A 14407-nucleotide genomic window follows, 5' to 3' on the forward strand; every position below is an offset into this window, starting at 1 on the left:
GAAGCCCAGCGTGGCAGAGATGCCTGTCATCTTGTGTCAGGTACCGGCGAGCCGTTCCACGACCGGGGCGAACTTCTCCATGAACTGGGCGCTGATCGAGACGTAGGAGATGCCGAGGCGGTCGCGGCGGCCGCGCAGCGTGTCGGCGATCTGGTCGGCGGAGCCGGTCATGATGCCGTAGCCGCCCCTGGCCACGATCTCGCGCGGGTCCGCGCCGAGCTGCTGCGACAGCCAGCCCGGCAGTTCGTCGCCGACGGCGGCCAGGTTGGTGTTGATCTCCAGCCGGTTGAAGCGGTCGCCGGCCAGCTCGTAGAGCTCGTCCAGTTTGGCGGCCAGGTCGTCCTCGGTGGCGGTCGCGGGCAGCCCGAGCGCCACCGTGTCGGCCCGCTCGGCGGCCAGGCGCAGCAGCCGGGTGCTCGCCGCCGCGATCAGCACCGGGACGTCCTTCACCGCGTCGAGAGTCTCCTCGACCCGTTCCACCCGCTCGGACGGCGTGCCGAACCGCACGCCGAGCGCCGCCGCCTCCTGCTCGGCGCCGGGCCGCCCGGCGCCGATGCCGAGCTCGAAGCGCCCGCCGCTCAGCGCCTGCAGCGTGCTCACCTCGCGCGCCACCACCGCCGGAGTCCGGTACGGCGCCGCCGCCACGTAGGTGCCGACCCGCAGCCTGCTGGTCACGGCGGCGGCAGCGGCGGCGGCCGTGAACGGGGAGAGCGTGTTGAGCGTGTCCGGGATCAGCAACGTGGAGTATCCGAGCTCCTCGGCGCGCCGGGCCAGCCCGGTCCACGCCTCGCCCGTCGCCGCGAAGCCCCCGACGGTTCCGAATCTGAACGCGTGAGAAGTCATGCCTCCCACCTTCTCTCCGGACGGCCGCGTGGACATCGTCCACAGGACCGGTGATCTCCTACCGCGCCGGACGCAGCGGGCGGCCGGCGCCGTACTCCCGTGGCTGTACAGGGGTCGGTGCGTCTGTTACCTTCCGCCCGTGCTGTACCTCTACCAAGCCATGGGGCTGGCCACGCTGGTGCTGTGGATCTACTGCCTCTTCGACGCGATCACCACGCCCGACGAGGCCGCGCGCAACCTTCCCAAGATCCTCTGGGTGATCATCGTCCTGCTGTTCCCGCTGGTCGGCTCGCTCTTCTGGCTGGTGGCGGGCCGTCCACAAGGTCAGGCGCCGCCGCGCATGGCGGGCCATGCGAAGGCGACCAGCCCGGACGACGACGAGGAGTTCCTGCGCCGCCTGCGCGAGCGCGCCGAGGAGCAGCGCAGGAACGCCCCGAAGGACAAGCCGGACGACAAGGAGTAGCCGGGATCTACTGGGCCACCGCGCAGCGGCCGCGGTCGGCCCTGCGGGGGCCCTCGGCGGTGGGTTTGATGTCGAAGTCGAAGATGGCGGTCGGCAGGTAGAGCGAGCAGCACGCGTTGGGGATGTCGACCACGCCGCTCACCCGTCCCTCGATGGGCGCCGAGCCGAGGATCAGGTAGGCCTGCTCGCCGCTGTAGCCGAACTGCTTGAGGTACTCCACGGCGTTCAGGCAGGCGTTGCGGTAGGCCAGGGTGGCGTCGTTGTAGTGGTTCTCGTTGGTCTTGTGGTCGACGGAGATGCCGATGAACGACAGAAACTCGGTGTAACGCGGCTCGACGTTGCCCGGCATGAAGATGGGGTTGGTGGAGACGGCGTACTTGCTCATGCCGTCCTTGATGAGATCGACGTGCATGTCGATGAAGCCGCCCATCTCGATGGCGCCGCAGAAGGTGATCTCGCCGTCGCCCTGGCTGAAGTGCAGGTCGCCGCCGGAGAGGTTGGCGCCGGGCACGTGGACGGGATACAGGACGCGCGAGCCGCGGGAGAAGTTCTTGATGTCGTGGTTGCCGCCGTTCTCGCGCGCGGGGACGGTGCGGGCGCCCTCCCTGCCGACGCGCTCGAGGTCGGCGCCGTCGAGGGTGCCGGCCAGGACGCCCTGTTCCAGCGGGGGCAGCGCGAGCGGGGGCACCCGGCCGGGGTCGGTGGCGATGAGGGCGCGCTCGCGCTCGTTCCACTTGGCGAGCAGGTCGTGTGAGGGCGCGGTGCCGAACAGGCCGGGGTGGGTGATGCCGGTGAAGCGCACGCCGGGCAGGTGGCGGGAGGTGGCGACCTGGCCGCGGAAGTCCCAGACGGCCTTGCAGGCCTGGGGATACTCCTCGGTCAGGAAGCCGCCGCCGTTCTCCTTGGCGAAGATGCCCGTGTAGCCCCAGCCTTCGCCGGGCGCCTCGCCGCGGGTCTGGGGGACGGGTCCGAGGTCGAGGATGTCGACCACGAGCAGGTCGCCGGGTTCGGCGCCCTCGACCGCCACGGGTCCGCTGAGCATGTGCGCCACCGACAGGTCGACGTCGCGTACGTCCTTGGCGGTGTCGCTGTTGAGGATCTGGCCGTCGGTCCATTCGCGGCATTCGATGCGGATCGAGGTGTCGGGCGGGACGGTGGCGACGGCGGGGATGTCGGGGTGCCAGCGGTTGTGTCCCGGCGCGGCCTGGTCGCGCATGGATCGGGACTGGTCGACGGAGAAGACGACGTCAGGCATGGGACGGCTCCCGTTCTTTGGGGAGGCGGGCGTACATCCACAGGCCGCCGAAGGCGACGACGCAGACGCCCGCCAGGATGAGCGCGAGGGTGGCCGAGGGGGTGTAGCGGCCGGTGAGCAGCAGGAAGGCGGGGATGGCCGCGGTCAGCCAGGCCTCGACGAGCGTCACCCAGCCGGTGTAGCGGGTGAGCTCCGCGCGCCCGAGGCCGAGCACGAGGAAGAAGAGCAGCCACAGGAACGACCACAGCACCCAGATGACCGCGAAGGGGTAGTCGCGCACGACCAGGGCGTTGTGGGCGGCGTAGACGAGCGCGCAGATCGCCACGAACAGGGAGAACCACCCCACGCCCGTGCCGGAGAGCCCGGCCAGCAGGCCGATGCCCACGTAGAGGTAGGTGAATCCGAACAGGTAGATGCCGGAGGCGCCCATGATCGTGGGGAGGTCCCCGCCCGCGGTCATGATGATCACCGTGGGCGTCACGACCTGCAGCGCTCCGACGAACAGGTTGAGGATCGCCGCGGCCTTCTCCTCGACCTTGCCGAGCAGCATCATCGCGTTGACGAACAGCACCGCGCCGACGTACAGCAGGCCCACGCTGGCCATCGCCGTCACCTCCTGACGACTCGGGGCTCGTGCGCGCTGGCCTCCTGCGCGTCCAGGGCCCGCCGCAGCCCCGGCGTGATCTGGCGTACGGCCGGCGGCGAGAACCGCCGGGCCGCGGCGGCGCCGCATCCTTCGCAGGCGGCCTGCTCGGGCGCCTGCCCGATCGGGTGCCGGGCGTCGAAGGGCCCGCAGGTCCGGCACGTGTACTCGTAGACAGCCATGGCCACTCCTCCGCCCAGATACTTCACACAGAAACTATTATCATGGGAAGTATTGTCAAGACCTCAGAGTTGCTGCAGCACGCGGAAGTCCATGCCTTCGGCCTCCGCGAGGAACACCGCCTGCTCCAGATGGCGCCCGCGCATCCGCATCGTGCCCCGCGGGCCCTCGTACACCAGGCCCTCGGCGATCCGCCCGATACTGCGCAGGTCCAGCTCCCCCGCCCGGTTGAGCAGTTCACCCAGCAGCAGCACGCCCTCGAAGCAGGACTCCCCCATGCTGTTGAGCACCGGCGCGTCGGGCCCGAACCTGGCGTGGTAGCGCCCGCCGAGGTCGAGGCTGCCCGCGGTCCCCAGGCCCTCGAAGAATCCCGCCGCCGAGTAGAGCCCGCGCGTGCTGGCCGCGCCGGTCGCCATCAGCATGTTCTCGTCCATCAGCGGGCTGAAGCGCACGTGGTCGCGGTCCAGTCCGGCCGCGGCGAAGGCCCGGTTGAAGGCCACCGCGTCCTGGCCGACGAGCAGCATGAGCACACCCTCGCCGCGTCCCTGGGCGATCCGGCCGAGCGCGCCGCCGAAGTCCTCGGTGCCCAGGCGCACGTAGACCTCGTCCACGATCTGGCCACGCGCCTGCCTGACGTAGCGGCGGGCCGCCCTGGCCGACTCCCTCGGCCACACGTAGTCGTCGCCGACCACCGTCCAGCGCCGGACGCCGAGCTCCTCGGCCATCCAGCGCAGCGCCGGGCGCAGCTGCCGCCCCGGCGTCTCGCCCGTCAGGAAGACCCACGGGGTGTGCTCGCCGCCCTCGTAGAGCGGGGTGTAGAGGTACGGCACGCGCCCGGCTATCCGGGGGGCCACGGCCTGCCGTACCGCGGAGATGTGCCAGCCCGTGACGGCCTGCACCTCGCCCGCGGTGATCAGCCGGTCGACCTCGTCGGCGACCTCGCGCGGCGGGCGGCCGCCGTCGACCACGCGGAAGACCAGCTCGCGGCCGAGCAACCCGCTCCTGGCGTTGATCTCGTCGGCGGCCAGCCTGGCGCACAGCTCGCAGGAGGGACCGAAGATGCCGGCCGGCCCCCGCAACGGGATCACCAGGGCTACCGCGAGAGTGTCCATGGCGCGCCCCTTTCGCGGTCACTTTATCCGCGAAGTATTTGCGCGTGAACTGTTAATCTGGAGTGAACATGGAGACAGCACGCCTGCTCACGCTCGCCGAACGCCAGTTCACGCAGCGGATCTCGACCGCGCTCACCTCGGTCGGCGGCACGGTCGATCATTGGCGCGTGCTGGGCCTGCTCGCCGACGGCCGGGGACACCCGATGACGCAGGTGGCCGAGCACGTCATCCTCGCCGCGCCGACCGTCACCAAGATCGTGGACAAGCTGGTGTCCCAGGGGCTGGTGTACCGGCGGGTCGACGACGCCGACCGCCGGCGGGTGCTCATCTACGCCTCGGCCCGTGGCAAGGCGGCCCTGCGGCGGTGGGACACGGCCGTCGAGGGCGAACGCGCCCGGCTGGAGCAGGAGGCGGGCGAGGACCTGGCCCAGCTCGCCGAGGTCCTGACCAGGATCGTCGCCCGCCTGCGCTGACCTACGCGTCCTTCTTCCAGATCTGGCTGCGCAGGTCGGTACCGCGGATCACCTGCACCCGCCACGGCTCCAACCGCAGCACGTGCAGCTTCGGGTCGGTGGGACTGGTCCAGAAGTTGCCCAGGTTGTAGCCGGCGCCGCGCGGGCTGGTCTTGCGGTACAGGTCCCACACGCGGCGCTTGACCTCGACGTCCGTCACCCATTCCGCGACCGTGTCGACGTTCACCGCGTTCTGGCGCGGGGTCCAGTAGGAGAACGTGGTGTGCGGGTTGTTCGCCAGATGCGCCGCCTTCACCGGAGTCCTGTACGTGGCCAGCCAGCCCAGCGGCTCGCCGTCCACCATCTCCCAGATCGGGATCAGCACCCGGGCCCTGGGCCGGTTCCGCTTGTCCACTGTCGTCATGGTGGCGTAGACGATGTCGCCGATGTAGGCCTCGAAGGCGTCCTGGATCTCGCTGAACTTCGTCATGCCGTCTCCTCCAGCACCACGACGGGGATCTCGCCCCTGGCCGCGTTCGCGTAACGCTGGTAGACCGGTTGGCGGGCCACCAGCTTGTTCCACAACCTGCGCCGCTCGGCGCCGTGCGCGGTGTGCGCGCGGACGTGCAGCCTCTTGTCACCCAGCTGGACCTCGGCCTCGGGGTGCGCGACCAGGTCCTGGTACCAGCCGGGCAGGTACGGTCCCGTTTCCGAACCTGGGCCTATCAGGACCAAGTGGCCGTCGTCGGAGCTGTAAGCGTGTGTCGTCGTTCGCAGACGGCCGGTCTTGCGGCCCACTGTCGTGATCACCAAGTCACTCATACGGGCAGCATGGCGGGCGGGACTTCAGCTTTCCTCCAGACCCCCTCTGGGCCCGTAGGCTGCTGTGTCATGTCTGAGGAACTCGCCCGCGTCCACCGGTTCCAGCGCGACTTCAACCTCCGCAAGGCGCGGCGGACGATCGAGGTGCCCGGTGGCGTGGCCGTCCTGAACGACCGCTTCCCCTCCTCGCACGACGACAACAAGCTGATCATCTGGGCGGGTGACGACCCGGCCCCCGCCGTCCTGGCGGCCGACGAGGCGCTGGCCGGGCTGGGCCACCGCTACGTCCACGTGCTCGACGACGAACTCGGCGCCGCCTTCGCACCCGTCTTCACCGCCGCCGGCTACGAGCACTCGCCCTACCTGACGATGGTGTTCCGCGGCCGGGCCCCGGCCGGCGTACCCACCGCGGACAAGCTCGGCCTCGACGAGATGATCTCGGTGTTGCGGGCGAACTGGCGTGAGACGCTGCCCGGCGCCCGCGACGAGGAGGTCGAGGCGCTGGCCCTGCGCGTCGAGGACCGCGTGCGTGGCGCCGCGACGGTGGCCTTCCGCGGCGTACGGGCACCGGACGGGGAGGTCGCCGCCCGTGCCGACCTGTACGTGCACGACGACATCGCCCAGATCGAGAGCGTGTACACCGCCGAGCGGCACCGAGGCAAAGGCCATGCCCGCACGCTCATGGAGTCGATGCTGGCCGAGGCCGCCGGCGCCGCATTGATCTTCCTCTACACCGGAACCGACAACTGGGCCCGCGACTTCTACACCCGCCTGGGCTTCGAGCCACTGGGCCGCACCCACGGCTTCCTGCGCATCGAGTAGCGGAACCGGCTTCCTGGGATGACTTCTCTGGGTAAACCCGTGTTGTGCGGGGTGTCCAAGATCGCCTAAGGTGGGCGCTTCCACCGGAGGCAGGGGGCTGCTGCGTGCCGAAGCGTCACCCGGCGTCACCCGACGACTGGTCGGTCGCCTACACCCGGACCGTCGCCGGCAACATCCGTGCCCACCGCGAGCGCCGTCGCATGTCCGTGCAGGCGCTCGCCGATCGTTGTACCGCCCTGGGCTATCCGCTTGAACGTACGAACCTGAACAAGCTGGAGTCCGGCGGCCGCGCGTCCATGTCCGTGGCGGAGCTGCTGGTGCTGGCCCGCGCGCTCGATACCCCGCCCATGCTGCTCCTCGTCCCCCTGCACGACGAGCCGGTGGAGATCCTGCCCGGTGTCGAGGCGCCCGCCGCGGAAGCGGCCGCGTGGCTGGACGGTACCGCTCCGGCCCCCGATGCCGACGACACCGAGGCGGGCGAGGAGCGGCGCGACGCGCTACGGCTGCTGCGCGACCATCACCGCGCCGTCGAGGAGTGGACGTCGCGCTCGCGGGCCGCACGCACGGCGGGTACGCGCGCCGCCGACGACCAGGACCCCAACCGGCGGGAGTGGAGAGAGGCGGCCCACCAGCACGCCGACCAGGCGCGCCACGCCGCCGACCGGCTCGGCTTCCTGCGCGACGGCATGCGGTTGCGTGGCGTACCCCTGCCGGAACTGCCGCCCGGCCTGATCCACCTGGACGACACCCCGGCCTGACCATCGGGTATGACGACAGATGTGTGCCGGCGACCGCTAGTTCTGCTGAAGAAAGGCGAGGACGGCCAGCACGCGGCGGTGGTCGTCGCGGGCCGGTGGCAGGGTCAGCTTGGTGAAGATGTTGCTCACGTGCTTCTCCACGGCCCGCTCGCCCACCAGCAGCAGCCGCGCGATGGCCGTGTTCGAGCGGCCTTCCGCCATCAGCGCGAGCACGTCACGTTCGCGCCCGGTCAGTACGGCCAGCGGATCCCTGCGCCGCCCGGCACGCAGCAACTGGGCCACGACCTCGGGGTCGAGTGCGGTGCCTCCGGCGGCCACGCGGTCGAGGGCGGCCAGGAAGTCCTCGACCGCCGAGACCCGGTCCTTCAGCAGGTAGCCGACGCCGCCCGGGTTGCCGGTCAGCAGTTCGGTGGCGTAGCGGGTCTCGACGTACTGCGAGAACAGCAGGATGCCGACACCCGGGTGGGTTCTGCGGAGCGCGATGGCCGCCCGCAGGCCCTCGTCGGTGTAGCCGGGCGGCATCCGGATGTCGACCACGGCCAGGTCGGGCAGGTGCTCGGCCACGGCCGCCCACAGTTCCTCGGCCCGGCCCGTCTCGGCCACCACCGTGTGCCCGTGGTGCGTCAGCAGCCTGGCCAGCCCGGCCCTGATGATGGCCGAGTCCTCGGCGATCACGATGCGCACCCCGGTCACCGCCGGTGCGGCAGCTCGACCACCGCCGTGGTGGGCCCGCCCGGAGGGCTGGTGATGATCAACCGGCCGTCGACCGGGCGCAGGCGATTGGCCAGTCCGTCCAGCCCGCCGCCGGGTGTGGTGGCGGCGCCGCCGCACCCGTTGTCATGGACGCGCAGCACCAGAACGGACGGCTCGCGGCGCACCTCGATCGCGGCGCGGGTGGCGTGGCTGTGCTTGAAGACGTTGGCCAGCAGTTCGGCGGCGCAGAAGTACAGGATGCTCTCGGCGGCGCGGTCGGCGCGCCGCGGCATGGTCACGCTGACCTCGACCGGGATGCCGCCCCGGGACGTGGCCAGCGTGGTCAGCGCGGTGTCGAGGCCGTGGTCGAGCGCGGGCGGGTGGATGCCCTTGGCCAGGTCGCGCAGCTCGGCCACGGCGGCGCCGGCGTTCTGCCGGGCCAGGTCGAGGAGTTCGCGGGCCTGGTCGAGCTGGGTGGCGTCCCGCAGGAGCTGTCCGGCGGTGATCAGGTCCATGGTGACGGCGACCATACGGGCTTGCGCGCCGTCGTGCAGGTCGCGTTCGATCCGGCGCAGAGTGGCGGCGGCGTCGTCGACGGCCTGGGTGCGGGTGCGTTCGAGGTGGCGCAGGCGGTCCGCGCCCGTCGGGGTCAGCAGGGCTCTGGCCAGGAGACCTTCGAGCGCGATCGTGCCGCGGACCGCCCAGGGGGCGCAGGCCAGCAGGAGCACGCCCGCGCCCGCGGCGAGCAGCGATCGGGGCCAGTCGCTGAGCTGGAATCCGGCCCACACCTGGGTGACGCCGCCGATGTGCCGCCAGATGGGGTACGCGAGCTCGGCCACGCCGACGGCCCAGAAGAGCAGGGCGGCGGAGAAGGACAGCAGCGCGGTGAGGGGTTTGAGCAGGGCGAACGCCACCGCCCGCCAGCCGGCCCCGTGTTTGAGCCGGGCGGTCAGCCATCCTCCGGGGCCCGGTCCCGGCGGGGTCTCGATCCGGGTGCCGAGCAGGCTCGCCTGGCGCCGCCGTTCGACCGCGGCGAACCATCCCGCCAGATCGGCCGCGGCGGCCAGCAACGGCAGTCCGGCGAGGACGACCGCCAGCGTCAGGCCGGGGATGAGCAGCACGCCCACCCCCACCAGCCCGGCCAGCGCGACCGGCAGCGCGGTGACCGCATAGCGGAACTCGGCCCAGATGCGTCGCACGTTCCCAGCCTGCCAAGGATCACGCCCGTGTCCATCGGGTAAACCGAACCATCGGCGGCCGGGCGGCACGATCGCCCGCGCGGCGCCGGGTTCCTAGCGTCGGCGGCATGTTGACTCCCCTGCTCCTCACCTTCGCGCTGCTCGCGCCGCCGCCCGAGGACGCCTGGTTGCGGCGCGACCTGGATGCCGTACGGGATCTGGGCGTGATCGGCGCGGTCGCCGAGGTCCGCGACGGCGCGCGGCGCCTGAGCGCGCGCACCGGCGTGGCCGACCGCGCCACCCGGCGCCCGGTCCCCCGCCGGCCGCAGATCCGCGTCGCCAGCGCCACCAAGGCCTTCACCGCCACCGTGATCCTGCGGCTTTGCGGCGAAGGCAGGCTCGCCCTGGACGACTCCGTCTCCCGATGGCTACCCAGGCTCGACGCCAGGATCACCGTCCGCCACCTGCTCCAGCAGACCAGCGGCCTCGCCAACCCCTCCGACGCCGACAATCCAGGCTCGGCCACCGAAGAGGGCTTCCTGCGCCACCGCCTGGACACCGTCACGCCGCACCAGGTCGTCGAACGCGCGCTGAGGCGGCCGCCGCTCTTCGCCCCGGGCACGGGCTGGAACTACGCCAACGTCAACTCGGTCATCGCCGGGATGATCATCGAGAAGGTCACCGGGCAGAGCTGGGAGCGGCAGGTCACCGACCGCGTCATCGTCCCGCTCGGCCTCACGTCGACGTACGCGCCCGGCCCCGGCCCCTACCTCGCCGGCCCCCACCTGACCGGCTACCGCCAGTTCGCCGAGGGCGGCCGCCTCGTCGACACGACCGTGGCCAACCAGAGCGCCGACCGCGCCGCCGGCGACCTCATCAGCACGCCCGCCGACCTGGCCCGCTTCTTCACCGCCCTGGTCGGCGGGAGGTTGCTGCGACCGGCGCAACTGGCCGAGATGCGGAAAACAGTGCCGGTCAGCCCTCTCTACCAAAAGCTCCTACCCGGGATGAGGTACGGCCTGGGCCTCATGTGGTTCCCGCTGACCTGCGGCAACGGCTACTGGACCCACTGGGGCGACGCGCTCGGCTACTCCACCCGAGGCGGCGTCACCCCCGACGGCCGGCGAGTGGTGATCGTGCACACGAACACCAACGGCGACGCCCTCCAGGCCCGCTTCCACCAGAAGCTGCACCCGCTGGTGGACCGCGCCCTGTGCGGGGGCCGCTCATGATCGCCACGGCCTCGCCTCTCCCCATGACGTCGAACGGATCCACCACACCGGCTCGGTCGGCGTGCTCGCCGTAACCGGCGACGGCGAGCGGGCGGGCGTCGCCGTACTCGCACCGCCAGAAAGATCCCTTTCGACGTGATCCCGCAACTCAGTGGCGAAAACAGCGTGGCCCCTCGGAGATCTTGACGCCGTTGGTGCGGCATGTTGTGATCCACACATGCGCTATTTAGCACTGATTTAGTAGGAAATGAGGCGGTTGTGAGGTTACTCCGGCGTGCCGCCGCGGTGGTCATGCTCCTGGTGAGCGCGGCGGGCATCCAGGTCGTACAGGGCGGACCGGCGCAGGCGGCTCTGCCCACCGCCGCCGTCGCGCTCGGCGACAGCTTCGTCAGCGGGGAGGGCGCGGGGAACTACCAGCCCGTCGTCGACGCCTCCGGTACGGCACAGACCTTCCCCGGCTGGTCGGCGGCCAACAGCAACGCCTACTTCTGTCACCGGTCGGCGAACGCCTCGGTGTTCGCGGCGACGCTCCCGGGCATCCAGCAACGCTTCAACCTCGCGTGCTCCGGCGGCCAGCCCGCCGACATCGCCGCCCCCTCAAGCGCACGGGCCGAGGGCCGCGCCGTCGCCTCGCAACTCGACCAGCTTCGCGCCGTCGCCCAGACGCACGACATCGACGTCGTCCTCATCGGCCTCGGCTCCAACAACACCCAGTTCACCTTCGGCGACGTGGCCACGCTGTGCGCCAACCGCTTCATCGCCGACGCCTGGACCGGCTGGTGGGAGTTCTGGGCCTATCTGAAGGGCCCGGTGCCGCAGAAGCCCTGCAGCGCCTCAGACCTGGCCACCGACACCGAGGTCGCCGCCGCCACCGCCGAGACCACCGCGGCCCTGCGTCAGATCCTCGACACCCTCGCCCAGATCGACGCCGACGGCACCCACCAGGTGATTCTGCAGACGTACACCAACCCGCTGCCCCCCGACGTCGCCTCGCGCTACCACGAAGAGGACAACCGCTCCGACACCCGCGACAAGTTCCGCGCCCTCGGCGCCGAGCGGTACGCCGCCGGATGCCCGATCCACCGCGCGAGCCTCGCCCCCGGGCACGTGTTCTCCCAGAACCTCGGCTCCCTGGTCAGGAACGCGCACAGCACGCTGGCAGCCGAACGCCCGGCGGCCGACCTGCGCGTACTGGACGTCCAGCGGGCTTTTGACGGAGCCAGGCTCTGCGAGAACCCCGACAGCCCGGCGAGCGCGCTCGCGACCCCGGTCCGGGTACAGGACGGACCGTCCGGCACGTTCATCACCAGCCTGTCCGGCTGGGACAAGATCGGCATCCAGCGGGCGGCGAACACGTGCGTCACCCACTTCCAGACCTGCCAGGAGTCGTGGCACCCCAACGCCGCCGGCCACGCCGTCCTCGGCCAGTGCCTGACCGGCGCCTCGGCCGCGGCGCCCCGCGCGGTCGTAGGGTGCGCCCGCAACCCGAACGGCACGCTCACCATCTCCTGAGGTCTCCCCGGCTTCGCGTCCGGCCATCTGCAGCCGGACGCGAAGCGAGCAGACAACCCGCCTGGGCAGTACGGCGGAGCCGTACCTCCCGCGTGCAGCCAAGAAGCGAAATCCGGTGAACTCCGCGCGCCACGCGACCAGCGAGGACCTACAGGGGTGGGGCCACGGCCCGCCTGGAAGCACGCGCGGAGCGAAGCGGATCACCGCTGACCAGGAGCGGGCTCCAGTTGCCCAACCCCTGAATCGCCCACCTAGAGAGCTCTATCCAACGTAAATGAGTTTTGTCGGCGATACGCGCGGACCGTGGCTTCAGCCCCCAGGAACAGCATTGCCGGGAACGGACATGGCCCGAAGCGGCCGGGATGTCCGCGCAAGGCGAGAAGAACACGGCGATCGCACGTCGACTGCGGATAACCGAGCGGGTCGGTGGCCTGGCCACGGAGGTGGCGCCCAGGCCTTGCACTCCAAAGGACCTTCGTCTCTACACAAGGTCAGTGCTCGGCAGTTCGCGCGCTTGGATCACTCGGACTGAGGGTGGAAAGCCCGACGGCACCATGGTCTGAATTCGCCATAAAGCCGTCGGCGTCGATCCTTCTTCTGGTCAAAGGAGTGCCTGCACATGGCTGCGATGGCCAAGCGGCGATTACTTCTTACTCGAGTCCGTCCGATAGTCATGTCTCGCAGAGCATGATCATAATGCATGTCGGGCACTTCGCCAGAGAGATCGAACCACTGGTCGCGTGGGCGAGCGGTCCGGGACGCGCGTTCCTACACCATTACCTGGACCCTTATATCGCAAGCGTGCCGAACCGTCGTTCAGCTGATCCGAAACAAGCATCTCAAGAAGGGATCTCGGTCATGACCCAGCTTAATCTGATCCAACTCGCGTGCACACGCACGGAGGACAGCGGCGAAGACGAAGTTTACATCAAGATAAACGGCTGGCGCGCATGGCCGGACTCGGGCGCAGCCCCGATTGGACCACATCAGATGGTTCCCATCACCAGGACCTTCTCTTTTGACCACGACTCCATGAGCATCGAATTGGTCGACGAAGATACCGAACCCATTGATCCGGACGATAGCCTCGGAACGCACACAGCCCGAGAATCCCAGAAAGGCTTGGGAGTGATGCAAGCGATTTTCGAAGGCAACGGCTGCCATTACAGACTCACCTATTCGGTCACATAAATGCGACCAATAGCCAAGGCATAATGGCTGCAGACCCACGCGACCTGCACGGCACCACCCGCCATCTTCTCAACCAAGAGTTCTTCCACCGGCTCTACCTCGACGCACACGCCACCAGCGCCGGAGAACGCAAGAGCGGCGATGTCATCACTGACACCGCCGCTGCTGGCCACCGCCGCGCGAAGCGCGCCAATGTGAAAGACCTTGCCTGTGGAGCTATGGGGACTCGAACCCCAGACCCCCTCCATGCCATGGAGGTGCGCTACCAGCTGCGCTATAGCCCCTTGCGGTACGGCACAAGTGTATCGGAACTTGGAGGGGCTCATGTCACGCCAAACCCCGTGTGATACGTCTACCTTCTATGTTCGAGGAGTACCGCCATCTGCTGACCGGGGTCGCCTACCGGATCCTTGGCACCATGGCCGATGCCGAAGATGTCGTGCAGGAGGCGTGGTTGCGCTGGTCCGGGGTGGATCAGGCGGCTGTGGAGGATCCCAAGGCCTATTTGATCCGGGTTACCTCGCGGCTGGCGATCGATCGGTTGCGGTGGGCCAAGTCTCGGCGGGAGGCCTATGTGGGGCCTTGGCTGCCTGAGCCGATCAGCACTGCGCCGGATGTGGCTGAGCATGTTGAGCTGGCCGAATCCGTTGAGCTGGCCATGCTGGTCGTGCTGGAGACGTTGTCTCCGCTTGAGCGGGCCGTGTTCGTGTTGCGGGAGGCCTTCGACATGCCGTTCGCGGAGATCGCCGAGATCATCGGACGGGCTGAGCCGGCGACTCGGCAGTTGGCTCGCCGGGCTCGTGAACATGTCCAGGAGAAGCGGCCTCGGTTCGCCACGGATCGGGGTGAGCGGCGGGAGATGACCGAGCGGTTCATCAACGCCTCCATGAACGGTGATCTCGACGATCTGATCGCCATGTTGTCGCAGGACGTGACGATGGTCAGCGACGGCGGCGGGAAGGCTCGGGCGCCGCTGCGTGCGCTGCTCGGCGTGGAGAACGTCACGCGCTTCCTCATGTCGATCACCAGCCCGGACGGCATCGCGAAGTTCATGGCTTCCATCGGGATGCCGGGGGATACGGCGGTGGAGCTCCGGATCGAGGAGGTCAATGCCGCTCCGGCCGTGGTGCTGGTCGTGGGGGGTCGCGTGGTCACGGTGTTGTCGCTGCTGGTCGTGGATGGGCGGATCGAGACGATCTACCTGATGGCCAACCCGGACAAGCTCCAGCGGCTCACCTGACGCACCAGACA

General features: G+C 69.8%; 18 protein-coding genes and 1 tRNA gene. 8 read left to right on the top strand and 11 right to left on the bottom strand.

Annotated features, from left to right (window positions below; all coding sequences use genetic code 11):
* Window positions 1-36 precede the first annotated feature (36 nt).
* The gene (locus ACIBKY_RS53045) at window positions 37-843 is read right to left on the bottom strand and encodes an LLM class flavin-dependent oxidoreductase (RefSeq protein ID WP_397109987.1); all 807 of its coding nucleotides are present in this window, start codon (window positions 841-843) and stop codon (window positions 37-39) included.
* 139 nt (window positions 844-982) lie between these two features.
* Here ACIBKY_RS53045 and ACIBKY_RS53050 point away from each other — a divergent pair, with 139 nt between their 5' ends.
* Window positions 983-1306, top strand: a complete 324-nt coding sequence (locus tag ACIBKY_RS53050; RefSeq protein WP_397109989.1) for a PLD nuclease N-terminal domain-containing protein — start codon at window positions 983-985, stop codon at window positions 1304-1306.
* Window positions 1307-1313: 7 nt separating this feature from the next.
* Here the strand turns inward: ACIBKY_RS53050 and fmdA are convergent, their stop codons facing one another.
* The 4 genes from fmdA to ACIBKY_RS53070 form a co-directional block, all read right to left on the bottom strand.
* Window positions 1314-2561, bottom strand: a complete 1248-nt coding sequence (gene fmdA, locus ACIBKY_RS53055) for a formamidase (protein WP_397109991.1) — start codon at window positions 2559-2561, stop codon at window positions 1314-1316.
* The gene (locus ACIBKY_RS53060; RefSeq protein ID WP_397109993.1) at window positions 2554-3165 is read right to left on the bottom strand and encodes an AmiS/UreI family transporter; all 612 of its coding nucleotides are present in this window, start codon (window positions 3163-3165) and stop codon (window positions 2554-2556) included. The genes fmdA and ACIBKY_RS53060 overlap by 8 nt, the downstream gene beginning before the upstream one ends.
* A gap of 5 nt (window positions 3166-3170) precedes the next feature.
* Window positions 3171-3386, bottom strand: coding sequence for an FmdB family zinc ribbon protein (locus ACIBKY_RS53065; RefSeq protein WP_379619323.1), 216 nt, complete (start codon window positions 3384-3386; stop codon window positions 3171-3173).
* 63 nt (window positions 3387-3449) lie between these two features.
* Window positions 3450-4496 (bottom strand): substrate-binding domain-containing protein, encoded by a 1047-nt coding sequence (locus tag ACIBKY_RS53070; protein ID WP_397109995.1) that lies wholly within the window; start codon window positions 4494-4496, stop codon window positions 3450-3452.
* 68 nt (window positions 4497-4564) lie between these two features.
* Between ACIBKY_RS53070 and ACIBKY_RS53075 the strand changes: the two genes are divergently transcribed.
* Window positions 4565-4969, top strand: a complete 405-nt coding sequence (locus ACIBKY_RS53075; RefSeq protein WP_397109997.1) for a MarR family winged helix-turn-helix transcriptional regulator — start codon at window positions 4565-4567, stop codon at window positions 4967-4969.
* Between the two features lies 1 nt (window position 4970).
* Here the strand turns inward: ACIBKY_RS53075 and ACIBKY_RS53080 are convergent, their stop codons facing one another.
* Together ACIBKY_RS53080 and ACIBKY_RS53085 are read right to left on the bottom strand one after the other, a co-directional pair.
* Window positions 4971-5438: a pyridoxamine 5'-phosphate oxidase family protein gene (locus tag ACIBKY_RS53080; protein WP_397109999.1), complete on the bottom strand. Its 468-nt coding sequence runs from the start codon at window positions 5436-5438 to the stop codon at window positions 4971-4973.
* On the bottom strand, window positions 5435-5770 hold the full coding sequence (locus ACIBKY_RS53085; RefSeq protein WP_397110001.1) for a nitroreductase/quinone reductase family protein: 336 nt from the start codon (window positions 5768-5770) through the stop codon (window positions 5435-5437). The genes ACIBKY_RS53080 and ACIBKY_RS53085 overlap by 4 nt, the downstream gene beginning before the upstream one ends.
* A 69-nt stretch (window positions 5771-5839) precedes the next feature.
* Between ACIBKY_RS53085 and ACIBKY_RS53090 the strand changes: the two genes are divergently transcribed.
* Both ACIBKY_RS53090 and ACIBKY_RS53095 read left to right on the top strand, forming a co-directional pair.
* Window positions 5840-6592: a GNAT family N-acetyltransferase gene (locus tag ACIBKY_RS53090; RefSeq protein ID WP_397110003.1), complete on the top strand. Its 753-nt coding sequence runs from the start codon at window positions 5840-5842 to the stop codon at window positions 6590-6592.
* A 104-nt stretch (window positions 6593-6696) separates the two neighbouring features.
* Window positions 6697-7350 (top strand): helix-turn-helix domain-containing protein, encoded by a 654-nt coding sequence (locus ACIBKY_RS53095; RefSeq protein ID WP_397110005.1) that lies wholly within the window; start codon window positions 6697-6699, stop codon window positions 7348-7350.
* A 36-nt stretch (window positions 7351-7386) separates the two neighbouring features.
* Here the strand turns inward: ACIBKY_RS53095 and ACIBKY_RS53100 are convergent, their stop codons facing one another.
* Window positions 7387-8034 (bottom strand): response regulator, encoded by a 648-nt coding sequence (locus ACIBKY_RS53100; protein ID WP_397110007.1) that lies wholly within the window; start codon window positions 8032-8034, stop codon window positions 7387-7389.
* A 5-nt stretch (window positions 8035-8039) separates the two neighbouring features.
* Window positions 8040-9242 (bottom strand): sensor histidine kinase, encoded by a 1203-nt coding sequence (locus ACIBKY_RS53105; protein WP_397110009.1) that lies wholly within the window; start codon window positions 9240-9242, stop codon window positions 8040-8042.
* A gap of 107 nt (window positions 9243-9349) precedes the next feature.
* Here ACIBKY_RS53105 and ACIBKY_RS53110 point away from each other — a divergent pair, with 107 nt between their 5' ends.
* The 3 genes from ACIBKY_RS53110 (at window position 9350) to ACIBKY_RS53120 (ending at window position 13156) form a co-directional block, all read left to right on the top strand.
* On the top strand, window positions 9350-10453 hold the full coding sequence (locus ACIBKY_RS53110) for a serine hydrolase domain-containing protein (protein ID WP_397110011.1): 1104 nt from the start codon (window positions 9350-9352) through the stop codon (window positions 10451-10453).
* A 258-nt stretch (window positions 10454-10711) separates the two neighbouring features.
* Window positions 10712-11965, top strand: a complete 1254-nt coding sequence (locus tag ACIBKY_RS53115; protein ID WP_397110013.1) for a hypothetical protein — start codon at window positions 10712-10714, stop codon at window positions 11963-11965.
* A 534-nt stretch (window positions 11966-12499) separates the two neighbouring features.
* Window positions 12500-13156 carry a hypothetical protein gene (locus ACIBKY_RS53120; RefSeq protein WP_397110015.1) on the top strand — a complete coding sequence of 219 codons (657 nt, stop codon included), beginning with the start codon at window positions 12500-12502 and terminating at the stop codon, window positions 13154-13156.
* On the opposite strand, the gene ACIBKY_RS53125 is transcribed toward ACIBKY_RS53120, so the two are convergent.
* Together ACIBKY_RS53125 and ACIBKY_RS53130 are read right to left on the bottom strand one after the other, a co-directional pair.
* Entirely contained in the window at window positions 13141-13329 is a 189-nt protein-coding gene (locus ACIBKY_RS53125; protein ID WP_397110017.1) for a hypothetical protein, read from the bottom strand. The genes ACIBKY_RS53120 and ACIBKY_RS53125 overlap by 16 nt on opposite strands.
* A 38-nt stretch (window positions 13330-13367) precedes the next feature.
* Window positions 13368-13440, bottom strand: a tRNA-Ala gene (locus ACIBKY_RS53130).
* 77 nt (window positions 13441-13517) lie between these two features.
* Here ACIBKY_RS53130 and ACIBKY_RS53135 point away from each other — a divergent pair.
* Window positions 13518-14396 (top strand): RNA polymerase sigma-70 factor, encoded by an 879-nt coding sequence (locus ACIBKY_RS53135; RefSeq protein WP_397110019.1) that lies wholly within the window; start codon window positions 13518-13520, stop codon window positions 14394-14396.
* Window positions 14397-14407 lie beyond the last annotated feature (11 nt).

Origin of the sequence: Nonomuraea sp. NPDC050394 (assembly GCF_044459065.1) — a bacterium.
In the GTDB taxonomy this organism is placed as follows: Bacteria; Actinomycetota; Actinomycetes; order Streptosporangiales; family Streptosporangiaceae; genus Nonomuraea.

Excerpts from the sequence above, each read along its gene's own strand:
- ACIBKY_RS53085 (WP_397110001.1), bottom strand. The coding sequence starts at position 5,770 with ATGAGTGACTTGGTGATCACGACAGTGGGCCGCAAGACCGGCCGTCTG.
- ACIBKY_RS53075 (WP_397109997.1), top strand. The coding sequence starts at position 4,565 with ATGGAGACAGCACGCCTGCTCACGCTCGCCGAACGCCAGTTCACGCAG.
- ACIBKY_RS53080 (WP_397109999.1), bottom strand. The coding sequence starts at position 5,438 with ATGACGAAGTTCAGCGAGATCCAGGACGCCTTCGAGGCCTACATCGGC.
- ACIBKY_RS53135 (WP_397110019.1), top strand. The coding sequence starts at position 13,518 with ATGTTCGAGGAGTACCGCCATCTGCTGACCGGGGTCGCCTACCGGATC.
- ACIBKY_RS53060 (WP_397109993.1), bottom strand. The coding sequence starts at position 3,165 with ATGGCCAGCGTGGGCCTGCTGTACGTCGGCGCGGTGCTGTTCGTCAAC.
- ACIBKY_RS53090 (WP_397110003.1), top strand. The coding sequence starts at position 5,840 with ATGTCTGAGGAACTCGCCCGCGTCCACCGGTTCCAGCGCGACTTCAAC.
- ACIBKY_RS53045 (WP_397109987.1), bottom strand. The coding sequence starts at position 843 with ATGACTTCTCACGCGTTCAGATTCGGAACCGTCGGGGGCTTCGCGGCG.
- ACIBKY_RS53070 (WP_397109995.1), bottom strand. The coding sequence starts at position 4,496 with ATGGACACTCTCGCGGTAGCCCTGGTGATCCCGTTGCGGGGGCCGGCC.
- fmdA (WP_397109991.1), bottom strand. The coding sequence starts at position 2,561 with ATGCCTGACGTCGTCTTCTCCGTCGACCAGTCCCGATCCATGCGCGAC.
- ACIBKY_RS53110 (WP_397110011.1), top strand. The coding sequence starts at position 9,350 with ATGTTGACTCCCCTGCTCCTCACCTTCGCGCTGCTCGCGCCGCCGCCC.
- ACIBKY_RS53065 (WP_379619323.1), bottom strand. The coding sequence starts at position 3,386 with ATGGCTGTCTACGAGTACACGTGCCGGACCTGCGGGCCCTTCGACGCC.